This window comes from Labrys sp. KB_33_2 (assembly GCF_052114505.1).
In the GTDB taxonomy this organism is placed as follows: Bacteria; Pseudomonadota; Alphaproteobacteria; order Rhizobiales; family Labraceae; genus Labrys.
In genome coordinates this window covers 261,488-283,945 of sequence record NZ_JBFREW010000007.1, presented here as the reverse complement: position 1 = coordinate 283,945, position 22,458 = coordinate 261,488, and the positions used below count along the sequence as shown (strand labels likewise).

Below are 22,458 nucleotides of genomic sequence, written 5' to 3'. Positions count from 1 at the left end.
CCCTCTGGACTCAGTCTTTCTCCAAGGGAATAAAAAGCTGCCAGAAGAGTTTATAGCAGGCTGGATTCGGCTTTGGCCGCATCCGCAGCGGCAATCTTGATGGAAGATTGTCGCAATACCGGGGGAAATGCCATGAAATATCTGCTTCTGCTGGTACCTTGCGTACTGGCATTGCTGACACCGCTCTATAACAGCATCGATCCCGTGCTGTTCGGAGTGCCCTTCTTCTATTTCTACCTCCTCGTCCTGGTGCCGATTTCGTCGCTGTTCGTCTATCTCGCCTGGAAGGTTGAACGCTGATGCTGGACAATCTCAATTGGACGGCGGCGATGGTGTTCGTCTTCTTCTTCGCCGTCGTGACCGTTGTTGGTTTCGTGGCGGCGCGCTGGAAGGCGGGGGATCTCGACCAGTTGCACGAATGGGGCCTCGGCGGCCGACGCTTCGGTGCCTGGATCACCTGGTTCCTGCTGGGTGGCGATCTCTATACGGCCTACACCGTCATCGCCGTGCCGGGCTTGATGTACGCGCTCGGCGCCTATGGCTTCTTCGCCGTACCCTACACCATTCTGATCTATCCGCTGATCTTCCTGATCATGCCGCGGCTGTGGAACGCCACGCACAAGCATGGCTATCTCACCGGCGCCGATTTCATCGCCGGGCGCTACGGCAATCGCTGGCTGGAACTGGCGGTAGCCTTCACCGGTATCCTCGCGACCATGCCTTATATCGCCCTTCAGCTCGTCGGCATGGAGAAGGTGATCCAGGCCCTCGGCTTCTCGGCAACGGGCATGGCCTCGCACCTTCCCCTGACGATCGCCTTCATCATCCTGGCGCTCTACACCTATAAGAGCGGGTTGCGTGCGCCGGCGATGATCGCCTTCGTCAAGGACATCATGATCTATATCTTCGTGATCGCCGCGGTCATCGTCATCCCCTATCAGCTCGGCGGTTTCGGTTCGATCTTCGAGAAGGCGAAACTCGTCTATGACGCCAAGGCAGCCGCCGCCGTTGCCGCTGGCAAGCCGGCAGCCGTGGGTCTCACCCTGGCGCCTTCGCAGATCTGGCCCTTCATTACGCTGTCGATCGGCTCGGCCATGGCGCTGTTCATGTATCCGCACGCCCTTACGGGCACGCTGTCGGCCACAGGACCGAACGCCATCCGTCGCAATGCGGTGTCGCTGCCGGCCTATTCGCTGGTGCTCGGCCTCATCGCGCTTCTGGGCGTGATGGCAGTCGCCGCCGACATCAAGACCGACGATGCCCAGGCGGCGATCCCGCTGCTGGTCAACAAAATGTTCCCCGATTGGTTCGCCGGCTTCTGCTTTGCGGCTATCGCCATCGGCGCCCTGGTGCCGGCGGCGGTGATGTCGATCGGGGCTGCCAATACCTTCACGCGCAATGTCTGGAAGCCCTTCATCGAGCCGGATATGTCGTCGCAGAAGGAATCCTACCTTGCCAAGCTGATGAGCCTGATCGTCAAGGTCGGCGCCCTGGTGGTGATCGTGTTCCTGCCGACCAAATTCGCCATCGATCTGCAATTGCTCGGCGGCGTTTGGATGATCCAGATCTTCCCTGCCTTGGTGGCAGGCCTTTATACGCGCTGGTTCAATGGCTGGGCCTTGCTGATCGGCTGGGCGGTGGGCATGCTGGCCGGTAGCTATATGGCCTGGGGGCCAACCTCCGTGGTCTCGACCTACACCCTGTTCGGCACCTCCTTCTATATCGGTGTGATCGCCGTGGTGCTGAATTTCGTCGTCTCCGTGGTGCTGACCATGGTGCTGGGCTCCTCGGCGCAGGACGAGACGACGGCGGCGGACTATGAGGACGCCGTCACGACGCCCTGACAGGGGTCGCAATCGAGGCGGGAGAGGCCGGCGGTGACGCCGGCCTTTTCATGTCCGCCGGGTGTATGGTGGTTGAACAATTGGCCCGGGCCGGGCAGTTTGTCTGATGAATGATTGCGGATTCGCTTTTCCTCAGTATTGGAGCCACCTATGACTTATGTCGCGGATGAGGCGCGTTACGACGCCATGCAATATCGCCGGTCCGGCCGCTCGGGCCTGCAGCTTCCGGCTCTTTCGCTGGGCCTGTGGCATAATTTCGGTGGCGACATCCCTTTCGAGAATGCCAGGGCGCTCTGCCGCAGGGCCTTCGACCTCGGCATTACCCATTTCGACCTAGCCAATAATTACGGGCCGCCGCCCGGCTCGGCCGAAGAGACCTTCGGGCGCATCCTCAGGACGGACTTCGCCCATCATCGCGACGAACTGGTGATCTCCACCAAGGCCGGCTATCGCATGTGGCCCGGCCCCTATGGCGAGTGGGGCAGCCGCAAATATCTGCTCTCCAGCCTGGACGCCAGCCTCAAGCGCATGGGTATCGAGACGGTCGACATCTTCTATTCCCACCGCTTCGATCCGAACACGCCTCTGGAAGAGACCATGACCGCGCTGCATGACGCGGTGCGCCAGGGCAAGGCCCATTATGCCGGTATCTCGTCCTATAGTGCCGAGAGGACCAGGGAGGCGGCTGCGATCCTGCGCCGTCTGGGCACGCCGCTGCTTATCCATCAGCCGAGTTATTCGATGCTCAATCGCTGGGTCGAGAAGGACAGCCTGCTCGACCAGCTCGAAGCGGACGGCGCTGGCTGCATCGCCTTCACGCCGCTGGCGCAGGGCTTGCTCACCAACAAATATCTCAGCGCGACCGGCATTCCCGCCGACAGCCGCGCTGCGGCCGGCAAGTCGCTCTCGCCCGATCAACTCACCGAGACGAATCTGACCAGGCTGCGGGCCCTCGATACGATAGCTCGTCGCCGCGGCCAGACCCTGGCCCAGATGGCGATCGCCTGGGTCCTCAGGGATGGCCGCATGACCTCGGCGCTGATCGGGGCCAGCCGCCCGGGGCAGATCGAGGACTGCGTCGGCGCCTTGAAGAATCTCGCTTTCTCCGCCGAGGAGCTGGCGGAGATCGACCACTATGCCGAGGAAGGCAACGTCAATCTCTGGGCGGCATCGAGCAAGAGCTGATCCCCGACCTGGCGACGATCGACCTGCAACGGGCCACTTTGTGGCCCGTTATGTTGCGATGGTTTACCAAGGAAATACGAATTTGCTTCCCTAATGTCCCGAACAGGGTATTCGCGGTCAGAAAATAAAGCAATAATCCTGTTTTCTTCAGTCAATAGTATATCGATGATTAGCGTTCTATTGCCTTCAGAGGTGGCAATTATCTGAAAATATGGACAATATGTAGAAATTGTGGCAGTGATTTCTTGCCGATCAACGTCGTGATAAGGTGGGGATCATGAAGAAAATCGTTTTAGCGGCACTCTTTCTTGCGCCAATGCCGGCACTTTCAGCAGACCTTGCGCCGGCGCCTGTGGAACCTATTGTGCCTGTGACGCCCTTTAGCTGGACCGGCTTTTATGTCGGTGCCCATATCGGCTATGGTTGGGGACGGGAAAAGGACGATTTGAGCAGGTCGACGCCCGTGCCGGCCGATAACTTCAACGTCAATGGTGTGCTCGGCGGCCTGCACGCCGGCTACAACGAACAATTCTCCAACAATATCGTCGTCGGTCTGGAAGGCGACATCGACCTCAGCAGTATCAAGGGCAGCCATACGGTCATCGACGCCCAGAACGGCAACAGCCGGCTGCATATGACCAATCGCTGGCAGGGATCGGTCCGCGCGCGTCTGGGCTATGCCTTCGACCGTATTCTCGTCTATGCCACCGGCGGCGTCGCCTTCGGCGATATCCGTGAACGCTGGAACCTCTTCGATGGTGACGTCGTGGGTTCCTCCACCAAGACCAAGGTGGGCTGGACCGCCGGCGCCGGTGTCGAATATGCCTTTACCGACAACTGGATCGGACGCGTCGAGGTCCGCTACACCGATTTCGGCAAGTCGCGCTTCCGCGTGGCGCCCGATACCCGCTTCAAGGCCGGTTTCCACGAGACCGTCGCCATGGTCGGTGTCAGCTACAAATTCTGAGTCGTCTGAGCAGGGGCGAGACAGCCCCTGCGTCGCCCTTTCGCCACCTTCCGCCTCCGGTACCAGCCCGCTAAGCTGACGCCGATGGGAGACGGACGGCCTGCATGAAATCGATTCTGTTCTATGTCCTGGCGGCGGCCGGCGAGATTGCCGGCTGCTATGCCTTCTGGGGCTGGCTGCGCCTCGGCAAGCCGGCCTGGTGGCTGGTGCCTGGCGTGGCAGCCCTCATTGCCTTCGCCCTGCTGCTCTCGCGCGTCGAAACCGATGCGGCCGGGCGGGCCTATGCCGCCTATGGCGGGATCTATATCGGCGCCTCGCTGCTCTGGCTGTGGGGCGTCGAAGGGATCAGGCCCGATCGCTGGGATCTGATCGGAGCGGTTCTGTGCCTGGCCGGCATGGCCGTCATCCTGTTCGCACCACATCGCATCGCCTGACGCGGCCGCTTCACCCGGCCAGTTGGCGACCTCCCACCCACACGCCGCGCGCGGTCAGATGCTCGTCGAGATGCACGATGTCGGCACGATAGCGCGGAGCCAGCCGTCCCCGGCGGCTGTCGAGGCGGAGGAACTGGGCGGGATAGAGGCTGGCCATGCGCAGGGCCTCCCCGAGATCGACGCCAAGATGGCCGACGCTGTAGCGCAGCGCCGCGTCCATGGTGAGGTCGGAGCCGGCCAGCGTGCCGTCTTCCAGCGTCAGGGCGCCGTTGCGCCGCGTCACCTTGCGTCCGTTGAGATAGAAGACGTCGTTGGCATCGCCAGCAGTGGGCATGGCGTCGGTGACGAGAAAGAGCCGTCCCGGCGCCTTTTTCGCGCGCAAGGCGAGCGAGAGCGAGCCTGGATGCACATGGAGACCGTCGGCGATGATGCCGACCCACAGCCCGCCATGGTCGAGCGCGGCCCCGGTGACGCCGGGGTGACGACCCTGCAAGGGCGACATCGCATTGAAGAGATGGGTGATGCCGGTGGCGCCGGCATCCGCCGCCGCCATCACTGCCTCATAGCTGGTATCGGTATGGCCGAGGCTGACGATCACGCCCCCATCCGCCAAGCGCCGGATCAGGTGAAGCGGCGCATTCTCCGGCGCCACGGTGAGCAGGATGGTCTCGATGCCGCTGCCGAGAATGAGCTCGACATCGGCTTCCGTCAGCGGCCGGATCAGGGCCGGGTCATGGGCGCCCTTGCGCGGCACCGAAAGGAAGGGCCCTTCCAGATGAATGCCGGCCATGCCCGGCACCCCATCGGCGATCGCCTGGCGGGCGGCGGTGATGGCGCTCTTCATTCCATCGGCCGTGTCGGTGATGTAGGTCGGCAGCAGGGCGGTGCTGCCATGGCGCCGATGCGCTGCGACCATGCCCGCAAGCGTCGCCACGTCGGGTGACTGGTTGAACAGGAAGCCGCCGCCGCCATTGACCTGGGCGTCGACGAAACCGGGTGCCAGCAGCCCGGAGGGCAGGGTGGTCACGGCGGCATGGGAAGGAATGTCGAACCGCGGCACCAGGCCGACGATCACATCGGCCTCCACCAGGACGGCGTGGCCCTCGACAAAGGTTTCGCCGTTGAACAGGCGGGGGGCGGTGAGAGCGTTTAGAGACATCGTCAGCGGCCCCTTTTCGCCAGGGTCAGGGCTCCGGCCAGGGCATCTCCCTTGGGCGGGACCAGGATCTCATCATAGCGCACCGGCAGATAGGGCCGATAGGGTTCGGCGAGCCCTCCCATCAGGGCGATCCTGGGGGCGCCAAGGTCTTTCAGGCGGTCGAGCATGGCGACGATGGCGCCGGTGGCTCCGGCAATCAGACGGTCCGCCACCACATCCCCCCCGGCGGCCTCGAACACCAGGGGAGCGAAGCGGCCATAATCCCTCGGCGTTGCGGTCCTGGCCCAGATCACCGCCTCGTTCGGATCGTCGTGGAAATGCGCCAGCAGGCGGCGGGTCAGATCGCTCGTGGGGCCGAGCAGGTCGACGCTGAGCAGGGCGGCCCTGAGTGCGGCCCGTCCGAGCACGGCGCCGGAGGCGTCGTCGCCAAGGGCGAACCCCCAGCCACCGACCGAGGTCTCCCTGCCTCCCACCAGGGCGAGGCCCTGCGAACCCGTGCCGAGAATGAAGATGCCGCCATCCTGGCCGGCATGGGCACCGAGGCAGGCCGTGACCGCGTCCGAGGTGACGGTGAGGGCGCCATAACCGAAGGGAAAAGCAGCGATACTGTCGGCAAGGGCGGGAATATTGCCGCCGGAAAGACCGAGGCCGGCCCGGATCCGGGTCTTGGCTCCGGGGTCCAATCCGGCAGCGGCAAGTGCGGCATCGCCGGCTGCGGCGATGGCCGGGCCTGCAATATCGGTGCCGAGAGTCAGGTTGGAGGAGCCCGACAGGCCTTCGCCGATCAGCTTGCCGCTCTCGTCATAGAGGCGGGCGCGTGTATTGGTGCCACCGCCGTCGACCGCGAGATAATAGATAGCCGTCATGCCTGTCTCCCAGGGCAAGGCGCCTGAACGCTGCTTGCCCTAACTCCTTGTTCCGATGCGTCTTTGCGATTCTTGGCGATCCCGCGAAATCGCATGGCCCCATGGCCGTGGCATATCATCATCGCCCGCGGAATTCAGCCAGGATTCCGCCGCAGGCGCATACTCTCCACGGTCGTGAGCAACAGCATAGGGCCGCTTTGTGCAGGCGACGCACAAGGTGGACGAGCCATGCAGAACAGACATATGAGGTGATCATGGCAGCTCATCCGGCCATAATCACAAGATATCAGTGTTTTTGCCTACATCTTATGCAAAAGGGGCACTCGTAACCAGGCGGCACTTGGGTTAAGGAGCACCGTCCTGGGATCAACGATCGAGAAGTGACACATGACTTCAACGTTGCACGACAAGCTCTATTCGGCCGAAGCGGCGATGGCTGTCGGTGATGAGGCGGCCAAGCTGCCCGAGGCGACCGGCGAGGCGCGGGCCTTCCGTGACTTGATCCTCGCCAAGCTGACCTATGCCGTCGGCAAGGACCCGATCGTGGCGCGCGACCATGACTGGCTGCGGGCCGTGAGCCTGGCGTTGCGCGACCATATCGTCGACCGCTGGATGGCAACGACGCGCGGCGTCTACCGCATGGGCGGCAAGCGTGTCTATTACCTCTCGCTCGAATTCCTGATCGGCCGCCTGCTCAAGGATGGCCTCAACAATCTCGGCCTCGTCGCCACGGCGCGCGAGGCACTGGCTTCCGTCGGCGTCGATCTCGACATGATCGCCGAGATGGAGCCCGATGCCGCCCTCGGGAATGGCGGCCTCGGCCRCCTCGCCGCCTGCTTCATGGAGAGCATGGCCACCGTCGGCATTGCCGCCTATGGCTACGGCATCCGCTATGAGAACGGCCTGTTCCGCCAGAACATCGTCGATGGCTGGCAGACGGAATCGCCCGAGAACTGGCTGCAGAACGGCAATCCCTGGGAATTCCCGCGCCGTGAAGTCGCCTATGAAGTGGGCTTCGGCGGTGCCGTCGAAGCGACGGACGGCTGGGATGGCTCGGCCGTGCATAGCTGGAAGCCGGCAGAAACCGTGCTCGCCGTCGCCCATGACACGCCGGCCGTCGGCTGGCGCGGCAACCGCGTCAACACGCTGCGCCTGTGGTCGGCCCGCTCGCTCGATCCGATCTCGCTCGACGCCTTCAATGCCGGCGACCATATCGGCGCCCTGAATGACCGCACCAAGGCGGAATCGATCTCGCGCGTGCTCTATCCGGCCGATTCCACGCCGGCCGGCCAGGAATTGCGCCTGCGCCAGGAGTATTTCTTCACCGCCTCGTCGCTGCAGGACATCGTCCGCCGCCACCTGCAGCAGCATCGCGACATCAAGACCCTGCCTTCCAAGGCGGCCGTCCAGCTCAACGACACTCATCCGGCCATCGCCGTGGCCGAGCTGATGCGTATCCTGATCGACATTCACGGGCTGAACTGGGCCGACGCCTTCGCCATCACCCGCGAGACGATCTCCTACACCAACCATACGCTGCTGCCTGAGGCGCTGGAAACCTGGCCTGTGCCGCTGATCGAGCGCCTGCTGCCGCGGCACATGCAGATCATCTACGCCATCAATGCCCGCGTGCTGACCGAGGCGCGCGAGAGCGGCGCCTCCGATGCCATGATCGCCACCGTCTCGATCATCGACGAGAGCCATGGCCGGCGCGTTCGCATGGGCAATCTGGCCTTCGTCGGCTCGCACAAGGTCAATGGCGTGTCGGCCCTGCATTCGGAGCTGATGAAGGAGACGGTGTTCCGCGACCTCAACACGCTGTTCCCCGGGCGCATCACCAACAAGACCAACGGCATCACGCCGCGGCGCTGGCTGATGACCGCCAATCCGGGGCTGACCACGCTGCTGCGCGAGACCATCGGCGATGGCTATCTCGACGATGCCGAAAAGCTGGTGGCGCTGGAACCCTACGCCACGGATGCCTCCTTCCAGGAGGCCTTCGCGGCCGTCAAGCATGCCAACAAGGCGCGCCTGGCCAAGGTGCTTCAGCAGACGGTGGGCCTGCGTGTCGATCCTTCCGCGATGTTCGACGTCCAGATCAAGCGCATCCACGAATATAAGCGGCAGCTTCTCAACATCCTCGAGACCATCGCGCTCTACAATGCCATCCGCGCCCATCCCGAGCGCGACTGGGCGCCGCGCGTGAAGATTTTTGCCGGTAAAGCGGCGGCGAGCTACACGGCGGCCAAATATGTGATCAAGCTGATCAACGACGTCGCCAAGGTGGTGAACTCGGATCCGGCCGTGCGCAACCTGCTCAAGGTCGTGTTCATGCCGAACTACAATGTCAGCCTCGCCGAGGTGATCATTCCGGCCGCGGACCTGTCCGAGCAGATCTCGACCGCGGGCCTGGAAGCCTCGGGCACCGGCAACATGAAGTTCGGCCTCAACGGCGCGCTCACCATCGGCACGCTCGACGGCGCCAATGTCGAGATGAAGGAGCATGTCGGCGACGACAACATCTTCATTTTCGGCCTGAAGGCACATGAGGTCGAGGAGAAGAAGCGCCAGGGCCGCAATCCGGCCGACGCCATCGCGGCCTCGCAGGCCTTGGCCGAGGTGCTCGATGCGGTGGAAAGCGGCGTGTTCTCGCCGACCGACCGCGAACGCCATCGCGGCACGGTGCAGTCGCTGCGCTCCAGCGACTGGTTCTTCGTCACCGACGATTTCGACGCCTATGCCGCCGCGCAGCGCAATGTCGATACGCTGTGGGCCAACAAATCGGCCTGGCGCGAGAAGTCGATCCTCAACGTCGCACGCATGGGCTGGTTCTCCTCGGACCGCACCATCCGCGAATATGCCGACGAGATCTGGGGCGTGCAGACGACGCCGGTGGAGTAGACGCTGCTATTCCGGCAATCTCGATAAGATTTGCGTCCCGCGAGGCATGAAACACAGCTTCGCGGGATTTTGTTTGTCTGGAGACCAGTGTCTCAGGCCTTGATCCCATAGAGCAGTGGCATCAAGCCGACCATGGCCCTGAAGCGGTCCCAGGATTTTTTGGGCGGGGCCGTCCATCCGGTTTCCGCCAGGGCCGAAATGCGGGGAAAGATCAGGCGGTCGAACACGCCGCGGTCGGTCATCGGTTCGGACCAGATGCAGGTCTGCACGCCAAGGAAATGTTGCCTCTGGATATCCGACCAGCCTTCCACCGGATCGAAACGGTAGATCTTTTCGGCGTCGGACCAGCCGGCCCAGCCGGCGCCCGGCTCTGACCAGGCCGGACTGTTGGCCATGTCCAGATAGTAGACCTGTCCGGGGCAGACGACGATGTCATAGCCTTCGGACGCCAGCCTGGCGCTGATCTCTACCGTATGCCAGCCATTCAGGTAGCAATTGGCCTTGTCGATGCCGCCGCCATGCGCCGCCTCTTCCCAGGCGCCCGTGATGCGGCCCCTGGCGGTGAGCGAGGCCTGGACGCGTTGCAGGAAGTGGGCCTGCAATTCGGCCGTGCCGCCGCCGCCCAAAGTTTTGAGATGCGTCATGGCCTGAGGAGAGCCTTCCCAGGCACCCGCCGGGACCTCGTCTGCGCCGACATGGATGGTGCGGGAGGGAAAGAGCTCGAGCAATTCGTCCAGGAGCTTCTCCACGAAGGCATAGGTCTCCTCACGGGCGGGATTCAGGCAGTTGTTCGGAAAGCCCTGGATGGAGAAATATTCGCCCTGTTCATCTGGATCGCGCAGCGAGGGCAGGGATTGCAGCACCGAGTAGCAATGGCCCGGCATGTCGATCTCCGGCACGACGTCGATGCCGAGGCGCGTTGCGAGATCAACGATCTGCCGGATCGCTGTCTTGGTATAATAGCCGCCCGTAGGTGCCGCTCCGGAGCCGAGCAGCGAGGGGATGGCCAGGCCATGGCCGCGCCAGGCGCCGGTGGCGACCAGTTCCGGATAGGCCTCGATCTCCACGCGCCAGGCCTCGTCGTCGGACAGGTGCCAGTGGAAGCGGTTCAGCTTGTTCCAGGCGAGAACGCGCAGGAATTGCGCGATCTCGGCCGAGCCGTAGAACTGGCGGGCGACGTCGAGATGGGTGCCGCGCCAGCGAGCCCAGGGTTCGTCCCGGATCTTGCCCTCCAGAGGGAACAGGAAGGTCTGCGGATGCAGGCGAGCGCCGCGCAGTATCTGTCCAAGCGTGATCAGACCGTAGAGGAAGCCGGCGCGGCTTGCGGCCGTGAGCGTTACGCCCTCTTCGGCGAAAAATATCCGGTAGGCTTCGGCTGCCATGCCGTCCTGATGCTGCAGGGTAACGGCAAGTCCGCCTTCGGCCTCGGGCCGGACGATGCCTTCCACCGGGAACAGGCTGGTCGTCAGCTCGCCAAAGGCGGCGATGGCCTGGCTGGCCTCACCGGAGCCGGCCTGGGGGGCAAGCCCCAATGGCACGCCGCGCCGGCCGGTGACTGAAACCTCGTTCGGCCAGGGAACGATGGAGATGGCGACGGGCGCGATATCCGGCACGGGATAGACGTCCGCGCCCCGCTTGGGCGAGGCATTGTCGCCGCTGGACCGGCTGGGCATGACCGTGACCGGCAGATTGGTTCCGTCGTCGAAAACGACATAGGCGGTGTTGGTTCCATCGGTCCAATGCCGCAGCGGATAGCTGAGGCCCCGGGCGGTGACGGTCCAGGCCGTGTTCGGCTGCAGAACGAATCCTTCGGGTGGCGCGAACTCGGCATAGTTCGACAGGCGGGTTCGAAGCGAGCCGCCTTCGATCGTGGCGGCAGGGTCTATGCGTCCCGGCCCGCTGATGCAGAGCCGAAATCCCGATATGGCCCTGTCGGATGTATTGGTCAGGGTCAGGGCATAAGCGAGCTGCCGATCCTCGCTGGATGGCGTCCAATGAGTTTCGAGGCGAAGAAGATTGCGCACGGATATCGTCATGAAAGTCTCTCGAAGGGCAAAGATCAACTGGAAGCTTTGAGGAGGCCGGCGAAGATGCCGGGCGTGGAATCGGCGATCGGTGTCGCGCCCACCGTGCGGGCATAGAATTCCACCGGCCCGACATCGCCGATGGCGGCATAGGCATAGCCCTGCGCACGCATGTCATTGAGGCAGGCGAGGAGCAGGGCATGGCCAATGCCGCGGCCGCGTTCGGCCTCGTCCACGCCGGTGGGGCCGAAGAACCCCCGGGCGGTGGCGTCGTAGCAGGCGAAACCGAGCAATTGCCCCTGCCTGACCGCAATGAAGCATGAGACCGGCTGGCGGCAGAGAGCTACGGTCGCCTCGCTGGCCCAGCCGGCGGTGAAATGCCGGCGGATCCACTCCGTTATTGCGGCAAGCTCCGGGGGGAGGGCACGCCGGAGCGTGATGCCCGCGTCGTCGAGGCGGGTGTCCAACGCCTTGTTCGGCACGAGGTCGTAGAGTTTGACGAGAAGGTCCATGCAAAGTCCTGTTCAGTCTGAAGCGTTCTGTTCTGGAGATCCGGCTATCCGGACGAAATGGTTCGGGCCTACCTGCTCGATCGTGTTCGAGGCGGGTCGCGAAATGCGGCGAATGTCTTCGGCTCGGCTGAGAAAGGCGCTGCTTTGGCCCGGGATGAACGGGCGGTTCGGATCGGGAACCGCGGAGAGCAGCAGCTTGGTGTAGGGGTGGCGCGGATTGGTGATCACCGCCAGGGCATCGCCCCATTCCACCATCTGCCCGGCGAACATCACGACGATCTCTTCCGCGACATGGGCGGCCGTGGCGATGTCATGGGTGATGTAAAGCACAGCCAGATTGCGCTCGCGCTTGATGCCGGCAAGCAGGTCGAGGATGCCCTGCCGGATCGAGACGTCGAGCATCGAGGTGGGCTCGTCCGCCAGCAGGACCTGTGGGCGAACCGCAATGGCGCGGGCGATGTTGACCCGCTGGCGCTGCCCGCCGGAGAGCTGATGCGGGAATTTGCCGATCGTCACCTCGGGATCGAGGCCGACGCTTTCCAAAAGCTGCTTCACGCCTGCCTGGCCTTCGGCGCGTCCCCGGGCATGGCCATGCAGCAGCAGGGGCCGAATGAGGTGATGACCGATGGAAAAGACCGGGTTGAGCGAGGCGAAGGGATCCTGGAACACCATCTGCACCGCGCGCCGATAGGCTTTCTCTTCCTTGCGACTGCCGGGTTGCGTAACGTTGCGGTCGTGGAAGTGCAGGGCTCCCCCGGTCGGCCGGTCCATGCGGGCGATGATGCGGGCGCAGGTGGTCTTGCCGCAGCCGGACTCGCCGACCAGGGCCAGTGCCTTGCCGGGGACAAGCGACAGGGTGATGCCGCGCAGGGCCTGCACGGCCCCGAAGGAGCGCGCGATGTTCTCCAGCCGGATGATCGGGGCAGTCGCCGGCTGCAAACGGGTCGGGGAAGCCAGCATATTCATCAAAGGCTCCCCTCGAGATGGCGGGCCACCGGCAGGGCCGGGATGGCGCTCCACAATTTGCGGGTATAGTAGTGCCTGGGGGCCATGCTGATCTGGCTGGTATCGCCGACCTCCACGAGTTCGCCCTTCAGCATCACGCCGATGCGGTGGCAGATCTGCGCCATCAGATGCAGGTCATGGGTGATGAAGAGCACCGAAAAGCCCTGGCTTTGCTGCAAATCTACCATTTGTTCCAGGATTTCCCGCTGCACCACGACGTCGAGCGCGGTGGTCGGCTCGTCCATGATGATCAGTTCGGGATGGAGGGCGAGGCAGATCGCGATGACGATGCGCTGACGCATACCGCCGCTGAACTGGTGCGGATAATGGCCCAGGCGATCGACGGGAATGCCGACCAGGCGAAACATGTCCTCCGCCCTGGCGCGCGACTGTTCCCGCGAATAGCCCTTGTGAAGCCGCAGCACGTCGTGGAACTGCGCCTCCACGCGCAAGAGCGGGTTGAGGGAGTTCATGGCGCTCTGGAAGACCATGCCGATCCTGCGCCAGCGGATGCGTCTGAGCTCGTCCTCCGGCAAGGCCAGGATGTCCTGGCCGTTCAGCAGGATGCGGCCGCCCGTGGTCAGGGCCGGGGGCTTGGCCAGGCGGGTGATGGCATACGCGATCGTGCTCTTGCCGCAGCCGGATTCGCCGGCAAGCCCGAAGAGTTCGCCGCGCCGGATCTGGAAGGAGACTTGCCTGACCGCATGGAAGGCTCCCCTGTCGAGCAGATAGTCGACGCTCAGATTCTGGATGTCGAGAAGTACCTCGCTCATGATCGGCTCCTCGACAGGCGTTTGCGCCGGTTGCTGAGCTGCAGCCAGCGGGTCAGGGCGGGGCCCGATCGCAATTGCGGATTGGCGATCTCGTCAAAGGTGAAGTTGAGCAGCGACAGGCCGAATCCGACCAGCATGATGCCGATGCAGGGCGTGGCGATGTCCCACCAGGCGCCGACGATGATGGCAGAGGAGTTCTGCGCATTGTAGAGCATGGTGCCCCAGCTGACGTTCAGCGGGTCGCCGAAGCCGAGATATTCAAGCGTGGTCTGGGCGACGATGGCGTAGATGACGCTGCCGACGAAATTGAGGGCCAGCAACGGCAGAAGGTTGGGCAGGATCTCGACGAAGACGATGCGCCAGCTCGGTTCGCCGATCATGCGCGCGGCAACCACGAATTCACGGTTGCGCAGCGCCAGCATCTGGGAGCGCGTCATGCGAGCGCCCCACGGCCAGGACGTCAGGGCGATGATGCTCATGATGGCGACGGGGCCGACCTTGCCGGCGAAGGAAGCGAGCAGGATCAGGAGCGGTATGTTGGGTATGACCAGCACCGCATTGGTGAGGAGGTCGAGGGCGTTGTCGGTACGTCCACCGGCATAGCCGCCGATCAGGCCGAGCAGCGTACCCAGCGCCGTGATGGCAAGGCCTGTGGCAAACCCCACCGTCAGGGAGGAGCGCGCGCCCCAGACAAACTGGCTGAAGACGTCCCGCCCCATCTTGGTGGTGCCGAGCACCTGTTCGGCGCTGGGCGGCTGATGAGGGCGGCCGACACGGGCCGCCGGATCGTTGGGGGCCAGAACCGGCGCCAGGAGGGCCATCAGGCACAACAGCACCACGATGACGAGGCCGAAGACGGCTTTCTTCTGTTTCAGGACGGCCGTCATGCCCGGGCCTCCTCGATGCGCGGATCGATCGCGCCGTAGATGAGGTCGACCAGGAGATTGGCGCCGAGCGTCGCCAGCGTCATCAGCAGGAGCTGACCCTGGATGACTGGATAGTCGCGCGCCACGCTGGCCGTGTAGAGCGTCAGGCCCAGGCCCGGATAATTGAAGACGATCTCGGTGACGATGGAGCCACCGAAGACCGCGCCCAGGATCAGCGCGAGGTTGGTGAGCACGGGCAGCAGGGCGTTGCGGGCGGCATAATTGAACATCACCGCCATTTCCCTCAGACCCTTGGCCCGTCCCATGGTGACGTAATCCTCGCCCAGAACCGAGATCATGCTGGTGCGCATGGTGGTCAGGAATTCGCCGATGAGCGCAGGGGAAAGGGCGAGCACCGGCATGGCCGCATGGAGGAGGACGCTGCCGATGAAGCTGGGAGAGAAGGACGGATCGAGGGACGGATCATAGGCATAACCCACCGGCAGCCAGCGCAGGGACACGCCGAAGACGAACAGGATCGACAGGCAGATCACCACCGGCGGTACCGATTTCATCACGATGGCCAGCGGCGAGACGATGGTGTCGAAGCGCCCGCCGCGCCGCCAGGCCGCCAGTGCACCGAGCAGGACGCCGACGATGAGCGAGAAGGTGATGGCACCCAAGACCAGGAAGGCGGTCCAGCCGGCGGAGCGGGCAAGGACTTCGGTGACGGTCTGGGGATAATATTTGACCGATACCCCCAGATCGAACGTAGCCAGGCCTTTGATATAGTCGATGAACTGATGCCAATAGGATTGATCCACGGCGCCGAAGCGGGCGCGGATGGCGTCGACGGCCGCGGGCGTGGCGCGCGGGCCGAGCTGGGCGATCATCCCGTCGACCGGGCTGCCGGGCATCAGCCGCGGCAGCAGGAAGTTGACCAGGATGGCGAAGACGAAAGCGGTGCCATAGACCGCCAGCCGGCGGGATGAGAGCCGCATCAGTTGGCGTTCGCGACCGGCTGCAGGCGCAGCAGATGCATGAGCCTGATGCGGTTGTCATCATGGTTCTCGGGATTCATCGCAGGATCATCCTTGGTTACCCAGCCGGTGAAACGCTTCGAGCTGTACTGATACCAGGTCGGGCCGTTGAACAGCGGCACCATGGGGAAGTTGTCGGCGATGTGGAGCTGGATCTTGTCGAAGATTGCCCTGAAATCCGCTTCCTTGGAGGCGCGCTTATAGTCCTCGAATAGTTTGTCGAGCTCGGTATTGGTATAGCGCGAGGCGGCGAAGGACGACCGGCCGACATAGGGGGTGGCAAGGGTCTGGTAATAGGCACGGAACGGTGTCGGACCATCGGGCCGGGACTGGAATACCGTATCGTAATTGCCTTCGACGATCTGCTTGTTCCACTGCTCGTATTCGGGTGTGGCCACCGAGGCGTTGATGCCGGCTTTGCGCAGGCCCTCCACGCCGATCTGCACTGCGTCGATCCAGTCCGTCCAGCCATTCGGCACGGCGACGGTGAAGGCGATCGGCTCGCCCTTCGGGGTCTTGCGGAAGCCATCCGATCCCTTCGCGTAGCCCGCTTCATCGAGGAGCTTGCCGGCCTTGTCGATGTCATAGGCCATCCAGGCGTCCTGGCCCTGCTGGGCCTGTGGATTGGCCCAATTGTCGAAATGCAGCGGCAAGCCGGTGGCGTGGGGATTGACCTTCGGATAGCCGAAGCCGGCGATATCGACCATCGATTTGCGGTCCATCAGCAGGCTGACGGCCTGGCGGAACTTGATGTCGTCGAAGGCCGCCTTGTTACCTGGATTGGTGGTCTTGAGGTTCATCTCGAAGGAAACGGTGTTGGCCGAGGGCTGCCAGTAGCCATTGTGCTTGGGATCGAGCGAGACATAGGTCTTGTCGATTTCCGGTAGGAACGAGCCGAACCAGTCGATGTTTCCCTCCGGCAAGGTCGCGAGCATCTGGTCGTTGCCGCTGATCTGCGGCAGCTTCAGGCAATCCACCTTCAGATGTCCGGCATCCCAGTAATTGGGATTGCGGCATTGCTCGTAGACCTGCGGGGTGAAGCGGCGGATTTCGGTCATCGGGCCGGAGCCGACGGGGTTCTCGTTCTTGTAGGCGAAGGGATCGCCCACATCCTTCCAGACATGCTCGGGCACGACTGTGAAATCGGCGAGAGACTCGGGAAACTGGGAATCGATGTCCTTGAGATTGACCTTGACCTGGTTGGGCGCCGGCAGCTCCACCGACTGTACCGCGGCGCCGACTCCGACGATGTCGATGGAAGGGTTCTTCATCATCAGGTCGAAGGTGAATTTGACGTCCTTGCCGGTCAACGGCTGCCCGTCCGACCATTTGACGCCGTCGCGGATGGTGTAGGTGACGGACTTCAGGTCATCGGAGAATTTGTAGCCGGTGGCCAGGCGATAGATCGGCTTGCCATTGTCATAGGCGTTGAAGATGACCAGGGGCTCGTAGATGAAGTCGAGCGTGCTCTGCCGGCGCCCGGCTGCGTCGAACGGGTTGAAATTGCGCACCCAGCTGGTCTGCTCCTCGATATGCATGGTGAGCAATGCCTCCGCCGAGGCACTGCCGATGATGCTGCTCGCACATAAAGCAATCAGGATGCGTCTCATGTTCCACCTCTGTTATGGGATCGATCCCACATTTATTTATGGTCATTGACAGAACTCATCCCGGTCGGTGCTCGGCACAGACCGGGATGAGCTTTCCTACACTCTTGCTGCCTCCACGGCGTGGTCCGTCTGATGTCTTGCCGAAGGATGGACGACGCTTTCCCTGACGATCAGTTCGGCGGGAATGACGACGTCATCCGGAACGAAGTTCCTGTCGGCAATCATGCCGAGCAGGAGTCTTGCAGCCGTCTGACCGGCTATGTCCGTCGGCTGGCGTATGGTCGTCAGCGACGGGGTGAGATGCCTCGCGTGGAAATTGTCGTCGAAGCCGAGGAGGGAGATCTGTTCCGGCGCCTTGACGCCATGGTGCCGCAGTGCCAGCAGGACGCCGGCGCCAATATCGTCGTCGCCGGCAAAGATGGCGCTGACCTTCCGGCCCGACGCCAGCAGCCGTTCCGTCGCTTCGTAGCCGAAGCGTTCCTTGTAATCGCCGGCTTCCAGATAGATGTCGCCCCTGCTCATGCCGACTTCCGCCAGGGCGGTGTCGATGCCGCGCAGACGCTCGCGCGTGTCGAAATAGGTGGGCGTGCCGGCGAAATAGGCGATGTCGCGGTGACCCATGGTCAGCAGGTAGCGCATGCCATCGAGAGCGCCATTGTAGTTGTCGATGCCCACTCTCGCCCAGGCGAGCGAGGTCGGCTCTCCGCCGATCGCCACGATTGGAATATCGGCCTTGGCCACCACGTCCTTGACCTCGTCGCTCACGGCATTTTCGAGATAGAGGATCAGGCCGTCGCAGGAACGGTCGATCAATTCCAGGATCGCCCGCGATTCCTCATGCGCCTGGGCGTAACCGCTGGCGAGCAGGATCGACTTGTCGGCAGCCCGGCATACGCTCTGCATGCCACCGACCATCTGGGCGTAGAAGGGGCTGGCGACGTTGACGACGACCGCGCCGATGATCTCCGAGCGATTGGAGCGCAGCCCCCGCGCCATGGTGTTGGGCCGGTAGCCCAGTTCCGCGATGGCCGCTTCCACCGCCTGCCGGGCATTGTCCGAGACATAGCCATTGCCGGCGATGATCCGCGATGCCGTCGATCGCGAAACACCGGCGCGCCTGGATACGTCTCTGATCGTGGCCACGAAGGCTCCGCAGCTTCATTGTGGGATCGATCCCATATCTAGAACGCATGTTCGCGACGATGTCAAATCTCCCTATGGATTATCGGCTGGTCCTTCCTGAGGCAGCCGCGCCGGCGGTTGTACGAAGTCCGCCGACGGATTGCTTTGAGGCGGAACAACCAAATTTTTCACCTTGCGGGGTTCCCGGCATAACCCATTTGGGCAGGCTGCGTTTAATCGTTGACCGGTGTAGCAAAAGCCCTAGCTTGTGTTCGAGAGGATCACAGGAAGACGCCTGATCCCCGGCAAGACAGGCGTTTCGATCCAGTCCGAAAAGGGGTCGCGGCGCTTGGCAAAAACAACGAAGACGAACGCTCCCACCGCCAGAGCCGTAAAGCCGGCGCCCTTGGCCAAGCGGCCGGCCAGCCGCGGCAAGACAGCGGATTGGCGTTTGTCGGACGTGGAAGTCGCGGCGCTCGCGGCGGGACGCCATGCCGATCCATTCGCCGTGCTCGGTCCGCATGAGACGCCGGCTGGTCTGGTCATTCGTGCCTTCATCCCCAATGCCGAGACGCTGTCGGTGCTTGCACCCAATCTGGTCGGGCCTGTCGCCCTGGAGCGGCGGCATGGCGATGGCGTCTTCGAAGGCCTGGTGCCCGACAGCGTCGGGATCTATCGCTTGCGTGCCGTCAATGCTGGCGGGCAGTGGGAGGTCGAAGATCCCTATCGCTTCGGGCCGCTGCTGGGACAGGTCGACGACTATCTGCTGACGGAAGGCACGCATCTGCGGCTGTGGGACAAGCTCGGTGCCCGCCCCCTGCGCCATGGCGATATGGAGGGTGCGCATTTCGCCGTCTGGGCGCCGCATGCCAGGCGGGTATCGATCGTCGGCGATTTCAACGATTGGGACGGTCGCCGCCATCCCATGCGCAAGCGCGTTGACACTGGCGTGTGGGAAATCTTCCTGCCGGGCGTCGGCGTCGGCGCCTACTACAAATACGAGATTATCGGGCCGAACGGTGCACTGCTGCCGCTGAAGAGCGATCCCTTCGCCTTTGCCAGCGAATTGCGCCCGGGCACGGCCTCGCGGGTCGTCTCATCGGAGCCTTTCGTCTGGACGGATCAGCAATGGCTCGAAGAGCGTGCGCATCGCGATGCCAGGCGGGCGCCGATGTCGATCTATGAGGTGCATCTCGGTTCCTGGAAGCGGGGCGAGCAACAGCGCTTCCTCAGCTACGACCAGCTTGCCGACGAACTGATCGCCTATGCCGTGCACATGGGCTACACCCATATCGAATTGCTGCCGGTGACGGAGCATCCCCTCGATGCCTCTTGGGGTTATCAGCCGACGGGCATGTTCGCGCCATCAAGCCGCTTCGGTTCGCCTGAGGGGTTCGCCCGTTTCGTCGACCGTGCCCATGCCGCCGGGATCGGCGTGATCCTCGACTGGGTGCCCGCGCATTTCCCGACCGACTCGCATGGCCTTGCCTGGTTCGATGGCAGCGCGCTCTATGAACATCCCGATCCACGGCGCGGCTTTCATCCCGATTGGAACACGGCGATCTACGATTTCGGCCGGCGCGAAGTCGCCAATTTCCTGATCGCCAACGCCCTGTTCTGGCTGGAGCGCTACCATATCGACGCGCTGCGCGTGGATGCCGTCGCCTCCATGCTCTATCTCGATTATTCGCGCCGGGACGGGGAATGGCTTCCCAACATCCATGGCGGGCGCGAGAATCTCGATGCCATCGCCTTCCTGCAGCGCATGAACACGGAGGTCTATGCGGCCCATCCCGGCGTCATGACCATCGCCGAGGAATCCACCGCCTGGCCCGGCGTGTCGAAACCGGTGCATGATGGCGGGCTCGGCTTCGGTTTCAAGTGGAACATGGGCTTCATGCACGACACGCTCAGCTACATGCAGCGCGAGCCGGTCTACCGCCAATATCACCATGACGATCTGACCTTCGGTCTCATCTACGCCTTTGCCGAGAATTTCGTGCTGCCGCTCTCGCATGACGAAGTGGTCCACGGCAAGAATTCCATCGTCAACAAGATGTCCGGTATGGACGGCGACAAATTCGCGACCCTTCGGGCTTACTACGCGCTGATGTGGGCCTATCCCGGCAAGAAGCTGTTGTTCATGGGGCAGGATTTCGGCCAGCGCCGCGAATGGAACGAGAATGTCGGGCTGGACTGGGACCTGATGCAATATGGCCCGCACAAGGGGCTGAGCGACCTCGTCCGCGACCTCAACCATCTCTATTGCGGCCGCGCAGCACTGCATCAGCGCGATTGCGAAGGTGACGGCTTCGAATGGATGGTCGTCGACGATAATGCGAATTCGGTGTTCGCCTGGGCGCGCTATGCCACCGATGCGATGCCGATCGTGGTGGTGGCCAATCTGACGCCCGTCGCGCGCGACGACTATCTGCTGCCCCTGCCGCTGGTGGGGCAGTGGTGGGAAATTCTCAATACCGACTCCGAGCGTTATTTCGGGCTCAATCGCGGCAATGCTGGTGGAGCCTATGCATATGCTAGCGATTGGAAGGGAAAATCGGCGGCTGCGCGGATCAATTTACCGCCCCTGACGGCCATCATGCTGGAATGGGCGGGGAACTAGACCGGGAAGTTGGCGTTGCATGTCTTTGGAGAGTCGACGCCGCGACAGGGCCGAGACTGAAGAAGAAGGCAGCAGCGTCCAAAGCGTTTTGCGATTTGGCGGAATCGCCAAGAATCGCAAAGACGCACTGGCCAATCCGTTGGATTGGCCAGGAAACAGGGAGTTGGAGCAAAAAAAGCGTTTAGTCAGGAACGCGCTTTGCGCCAGGGATTATCAAGTGGGAGGAACTGTATGACGGAACCGAGGCATTCGAAGGGTGGGCCGCTGGCACGTTCGGCCATGGCTTATGTGCTGGCCGGAGGCCGCGGCAGCCGCCTGATGGAACTGACCGACCGGCGCGCCAAGCCCGCGGTCTATTTCGGAGGTAAGAGTCGCATCATCGATTTCGCCCTTTCGAACGCGATCAATTCGGGTATCCGTCGGATCGGCGTGGCCACGCAATACAAGGCTCACTCGCTGATCCGCCACCTCAGTCGAGGCTGGAACTTCCTGCGGCCGGAGCGCAACGAAAGCTTCGACATCCTGCCAGCCAGCCAGCGCATTTCGGAGGACATGTGGTATCGAGGCACCTCCGATGCGGTCTACCAGAACCTGGACATCATCGACGGTACAGGGGTCGAATATATGGTCATCCTCGCGGGTGACCACATCTACAAGATGGACTATGAGCTGATGCTCAAGCAGCATGTCGAGCAGAGCGCCGACGTCACCATCGGCTGCCTCGAAGTGCCGCGCATGGAGGCCACCGGCTTCGGCGTCATGCATGTCGACGAAAAGGATCGCATCGTCGCCTTTGTCGAAAAACCCAAGGATCCGCCCGGCATTCCCGGCAATCCGGAGATGGCTCTGGCCTCGATGGGTATCTATGTGTTCTCGATGAAGTTCCTGACGGAGGAGCTGAACCGGGATGCCAATGATCCCAATTCGAGCCGCGACTTCGGCAAGGACATCATTCCCCACATCGTCAAGAACGGCAAGGCGGTGGCGCACCGTTTCCCGGCGAGCTGTGTGCGTTCCGAGCACGAAAAGGAGTCCTATTGGCGCGATGTCGGCACGGTGGATGCCTATTGGGAAGCCAATATCGACCTCACCGACGTCGTCCCGGCGCTCGACCTTTACGACCAGGAATGGCCGATCTGGACCTTCGCCGAAATTACGCCGCCGGCTAAGTTCGTGCATGACGCCGAAGGACGGCGTGGCACGGCGATCTCCTCGCTGGTCTCGGGCGGCTGTGTCGTCTCCGGGGCACTATGCAAGCACTCGCTGCTTTACACCGGCGTGCGCATCAACTCCTTTTCCAGTGTCGAAAGCGCCGTGATCCTGCCCTATGTCGAGATCGGCCGCTCGGCCCACCTCAAGAATGTGGTGATCGATCGCGGCGTGGTGATTCCGGAAGGCTTGGTGGTGGGTGAGGATCCCATACTCGACGCCAAGCGTTTCCGGCGGACCGACAAGGGTATCTGCCTGATCACCCAGCCCATGATCGACAAGCTGAACCTGTGAAGACAGGCCCAGTTTTTCGATGAC

At 62.9% G+C, this 22,458-nt stretch carries 18 protein-coding genes; 8 read left to right on the top strand and 10 right to left on the bottom strand.

Features of this window, described 5'->3' with window-relative positions:
• The first annotated feature begins 132 nt into the window (after positions 1-132).
• From AB4037_RS15230 to AB4037_RS15210, 5 genes are all read left to right on the top strand, one after another.
• Positions 133-300 (top strand): DUF3311 domain-containing protein, encoded by a 168-nt coding sequence (locus AB4037_RS15230; protein WP_434957399.1) that lies wholly within the window; start codon positions 133-135, stop codon positions 298-300.
• A complete protein-coding gene (gene mctP / locus AB4037_RS15225; RefSeq protein ID WP_441772091.1) occupies positions 300-1,844 on the top strand; it encodes a monocarboxylate uptake permease MctP in 1,545 nt (514 codons plus the stop codon). The genes AB4037_RS15230 and mctP overlap by 1 nt, the downstream gene beginning before the upstream one ends.
• Positions 1,845-1,994: 150 nt before the next feature.
• Positions 1,995-3,029: an L-glyceraldehyde 3-phosphate reductase gene (mgrA, locus tag AB4037_RS15220; protein WP_441772090.1), complete on the top strand. Its 1,035-nt coding sequence runs from the start codon at positions 1,995-1,997 to the stop codon at positions 3,027-3,029.
• Positions 3,030-3,306: 277 nt separating this feature from the next.
• Positions 3,307-3,996 carry an outer membrane protein gene (locus AB4037_RS15215; RefSeq protein WP_434957396.1) on the top strand — a complete coding sequence of 230 codons (690 nt, stop codon included), beginning with the start codon at positions 3,307-3,309 and terminating at the stop codon, positions 3,994-3,996.
• Between the two features lie 104 nt (positions 3,997-4,100).
• Positions 4,101-4,430, top strand: a complete 330-nt coding sequence (locus tag AB4037_RS15210) for a YnfA family protein (protein ID WP_441772089.1) — start codon at positions 4,101-4,103, stop codon at positions 4,428-4,430.
• Positions 4,431-4,440: 10 nt separating this feature from the next.
• Here AB4037_RS15210 and nagA read toward each other — a convergent pair whose 3' ends face one another.
• Entirely contained in the window at positions 4,441-5,589 is a 1,149-nt protein-coding gene (nagA, locus tag AB4037_RS15205) for an N-acetylglucosamine-6-phosphate deacetylase (RefSeq protein WP_441772088.1), read from the bottom strand.
• A 2-nt stretch (positions 5,590-5,591) separates the two neighbouring features.
• Entirely contained in the window at positions 5,592-6,455 is an 864-nt protein-coding gene (locus AB4037_RS15200) for a BadF/BadG/BcrA/BcrD ATPase family protein (RefSeq protein WP_441772087.1), read from the bottom strand.
• Positions 6,456-6,842: 387 nt separating this feature from the next.
• On the opposite strand from AB4037_RS15200, the gene AB4037_RS15195 reads away from it, so the two are divergent.
• A complete protein-coding gene (locus AB4037_RS15195) occupies positions 6,843-9,356 on the top strand; it encodes a glycogen/starch/alpha-glucan phosphorylase (protein ID WP_441772086.1) in 2,514 nt (837 codons plus the stop codon).
• A 92-nt stretch (positions 9,357-9,448) separates the two neighbouring features.
• Here the strand turns inward: AB4037_RS15195 and AB4037_RS15190 are convergent, their stop codons facing one another.
• The 8 genes from AB4037_RS15190 to AB4037_RS15155 all read right to left on the bottom strand — a co-directional run bounded on the left by AB4037_RS15190 (position 9,449) and on the right by AB4037_RS15155 (position 18,329).
• On the bottom strand, positions 9,449-11,392 hold the full coding sequence (locus AB4037_RS15190) for a beta-N-acetylhexosaminidase (RefSeq protein WP_441772085.1): 1,944 nt from the start codon (positions 11,390-11,392) through the stop codon (positions 9,449-9,451).
• Between the two features lie 23 nt (positions 11,393-11,415).
• Positions 11,416-11,892 carry a GNAT family N-acetyltransferase gene (locus AB4037_RS15185; protein WP_434957390.1) on the bottom strand — a complete coding sequence of 159 codons (477 nt, stop codon included), beginning with the start codon at positions 11,890-11,892 and terminating at the stop codon, positions 11,416-11,418.
• 12 nt (positions 11,893-11,904) lie between these two features.
• A complete protein-coding gene (locus tag AB4037_RS15180; RefSeq protein ID WP_441772111.1) occupies positions 11,905-12,852 on the bottom strand; it encodes an ABC transporter ATP-binding protein in 948 nt (315 codons plus the stop codon).
• Between the two features lie 5 nt (positions 12,853-12,857).
• Positions 12,858-13,670 carry an ABC transporter ATP-binding protein gene (locus tag AB4037_RS15175; protein ID WP_441772084.1) on the bottom strand — a complete coding sequence of 271 codons (813 nt, stop codon included), beginning with the start codon at positions 13,668-13,670 and terminating at the stop codon, positions 12,858-12,860.
• A complete protein-coding gene (locus tag AB4037_RS15170) occupies positions 13,667-14,557 on the bottom strand; it encodes an ABC transporter permease (RefSeq protein WP_441772083.1) in 891 nt (296 codons plus the stop codon). Before AB4037_RS15170 ends, AB4037_RS15175 begins: the two co-directional genes overlap by 4 nt.
• Positions 14,554-15,537 carry an ABC transporter permease gene (locus AB4037_RS15165; RefSeq protein WP_441772082.1) on the bottom strand — a complete coding sequence of 328 codons (984 nt, stop codon included), beginning with the start codon at positions 15,535-15,537 and terminating at the stop codon, positions 14,554-14,556. The genes AB4037_RS15170 and AB4037_RS15165 overlap by 4 nt, the downstream gene beginning before the upstream one ends.
• Positions 15,537-17,186: an ABC transporter substrate-binding protein gene (locus tag AB4037_RS15160; RefSeq protein ID WP_434957386.1), complete on the bottom strand. Its 1,650-nt coding sequence runs from the start codon at positions 17,184-17,186 to the stop codon at positions 15,537-15,539. The genes AB4037_RS15165 and AB4037_RS15160 overlap by 1 nt, the downstream gene beginning before the upstream one ends.
• Positions 17,187-17,282: 96 nt before the next feature.
• Positions 17,283-18,329, bottom strand: coding sequence for a LacI family DNA-binding transcriptional regulator (locus tag AB4037_RS15155; RefSeq protein ID WP_441772081.1), 1,047 nt, complete (start codon positions 18,327-18,329; stop codon positions 17,283-17,285).
• 328 nt (positions 18,330-18,657) lie between these two features.
• Between AB4037_RS15155 and glgB the strand changes: the two genes are divergently transcribed.
• Positions 18,658-20,931 carry a 1,4-alpha-glucan branching protein GlgB gene (gene glgB, locus AB4037_RS15150; RefSeq protein WP_441772080.1) on the top strand — a complete coding sequence of 758 codons (2,274 nt, stop codon included), beginning with the start codon at positions 18,658-18,660 and terminating at the stop codon, positions 20,929-20,931.
• A gap of 231 nt (positions 20,932-21,162) precedes the next feature.
• Entirely contained in the window at positions 21,163-22,434 is a 1,272-nt protein-coding gene (gene glgC, locus AB4037_RS15145) for a glucose-1-phosphate adenylyltransferase (RefSeq protein ID WP_441772079.1), read from the top strand.
• Positions 22,435-22,458 lie beyond the last annotated feature (24 nt).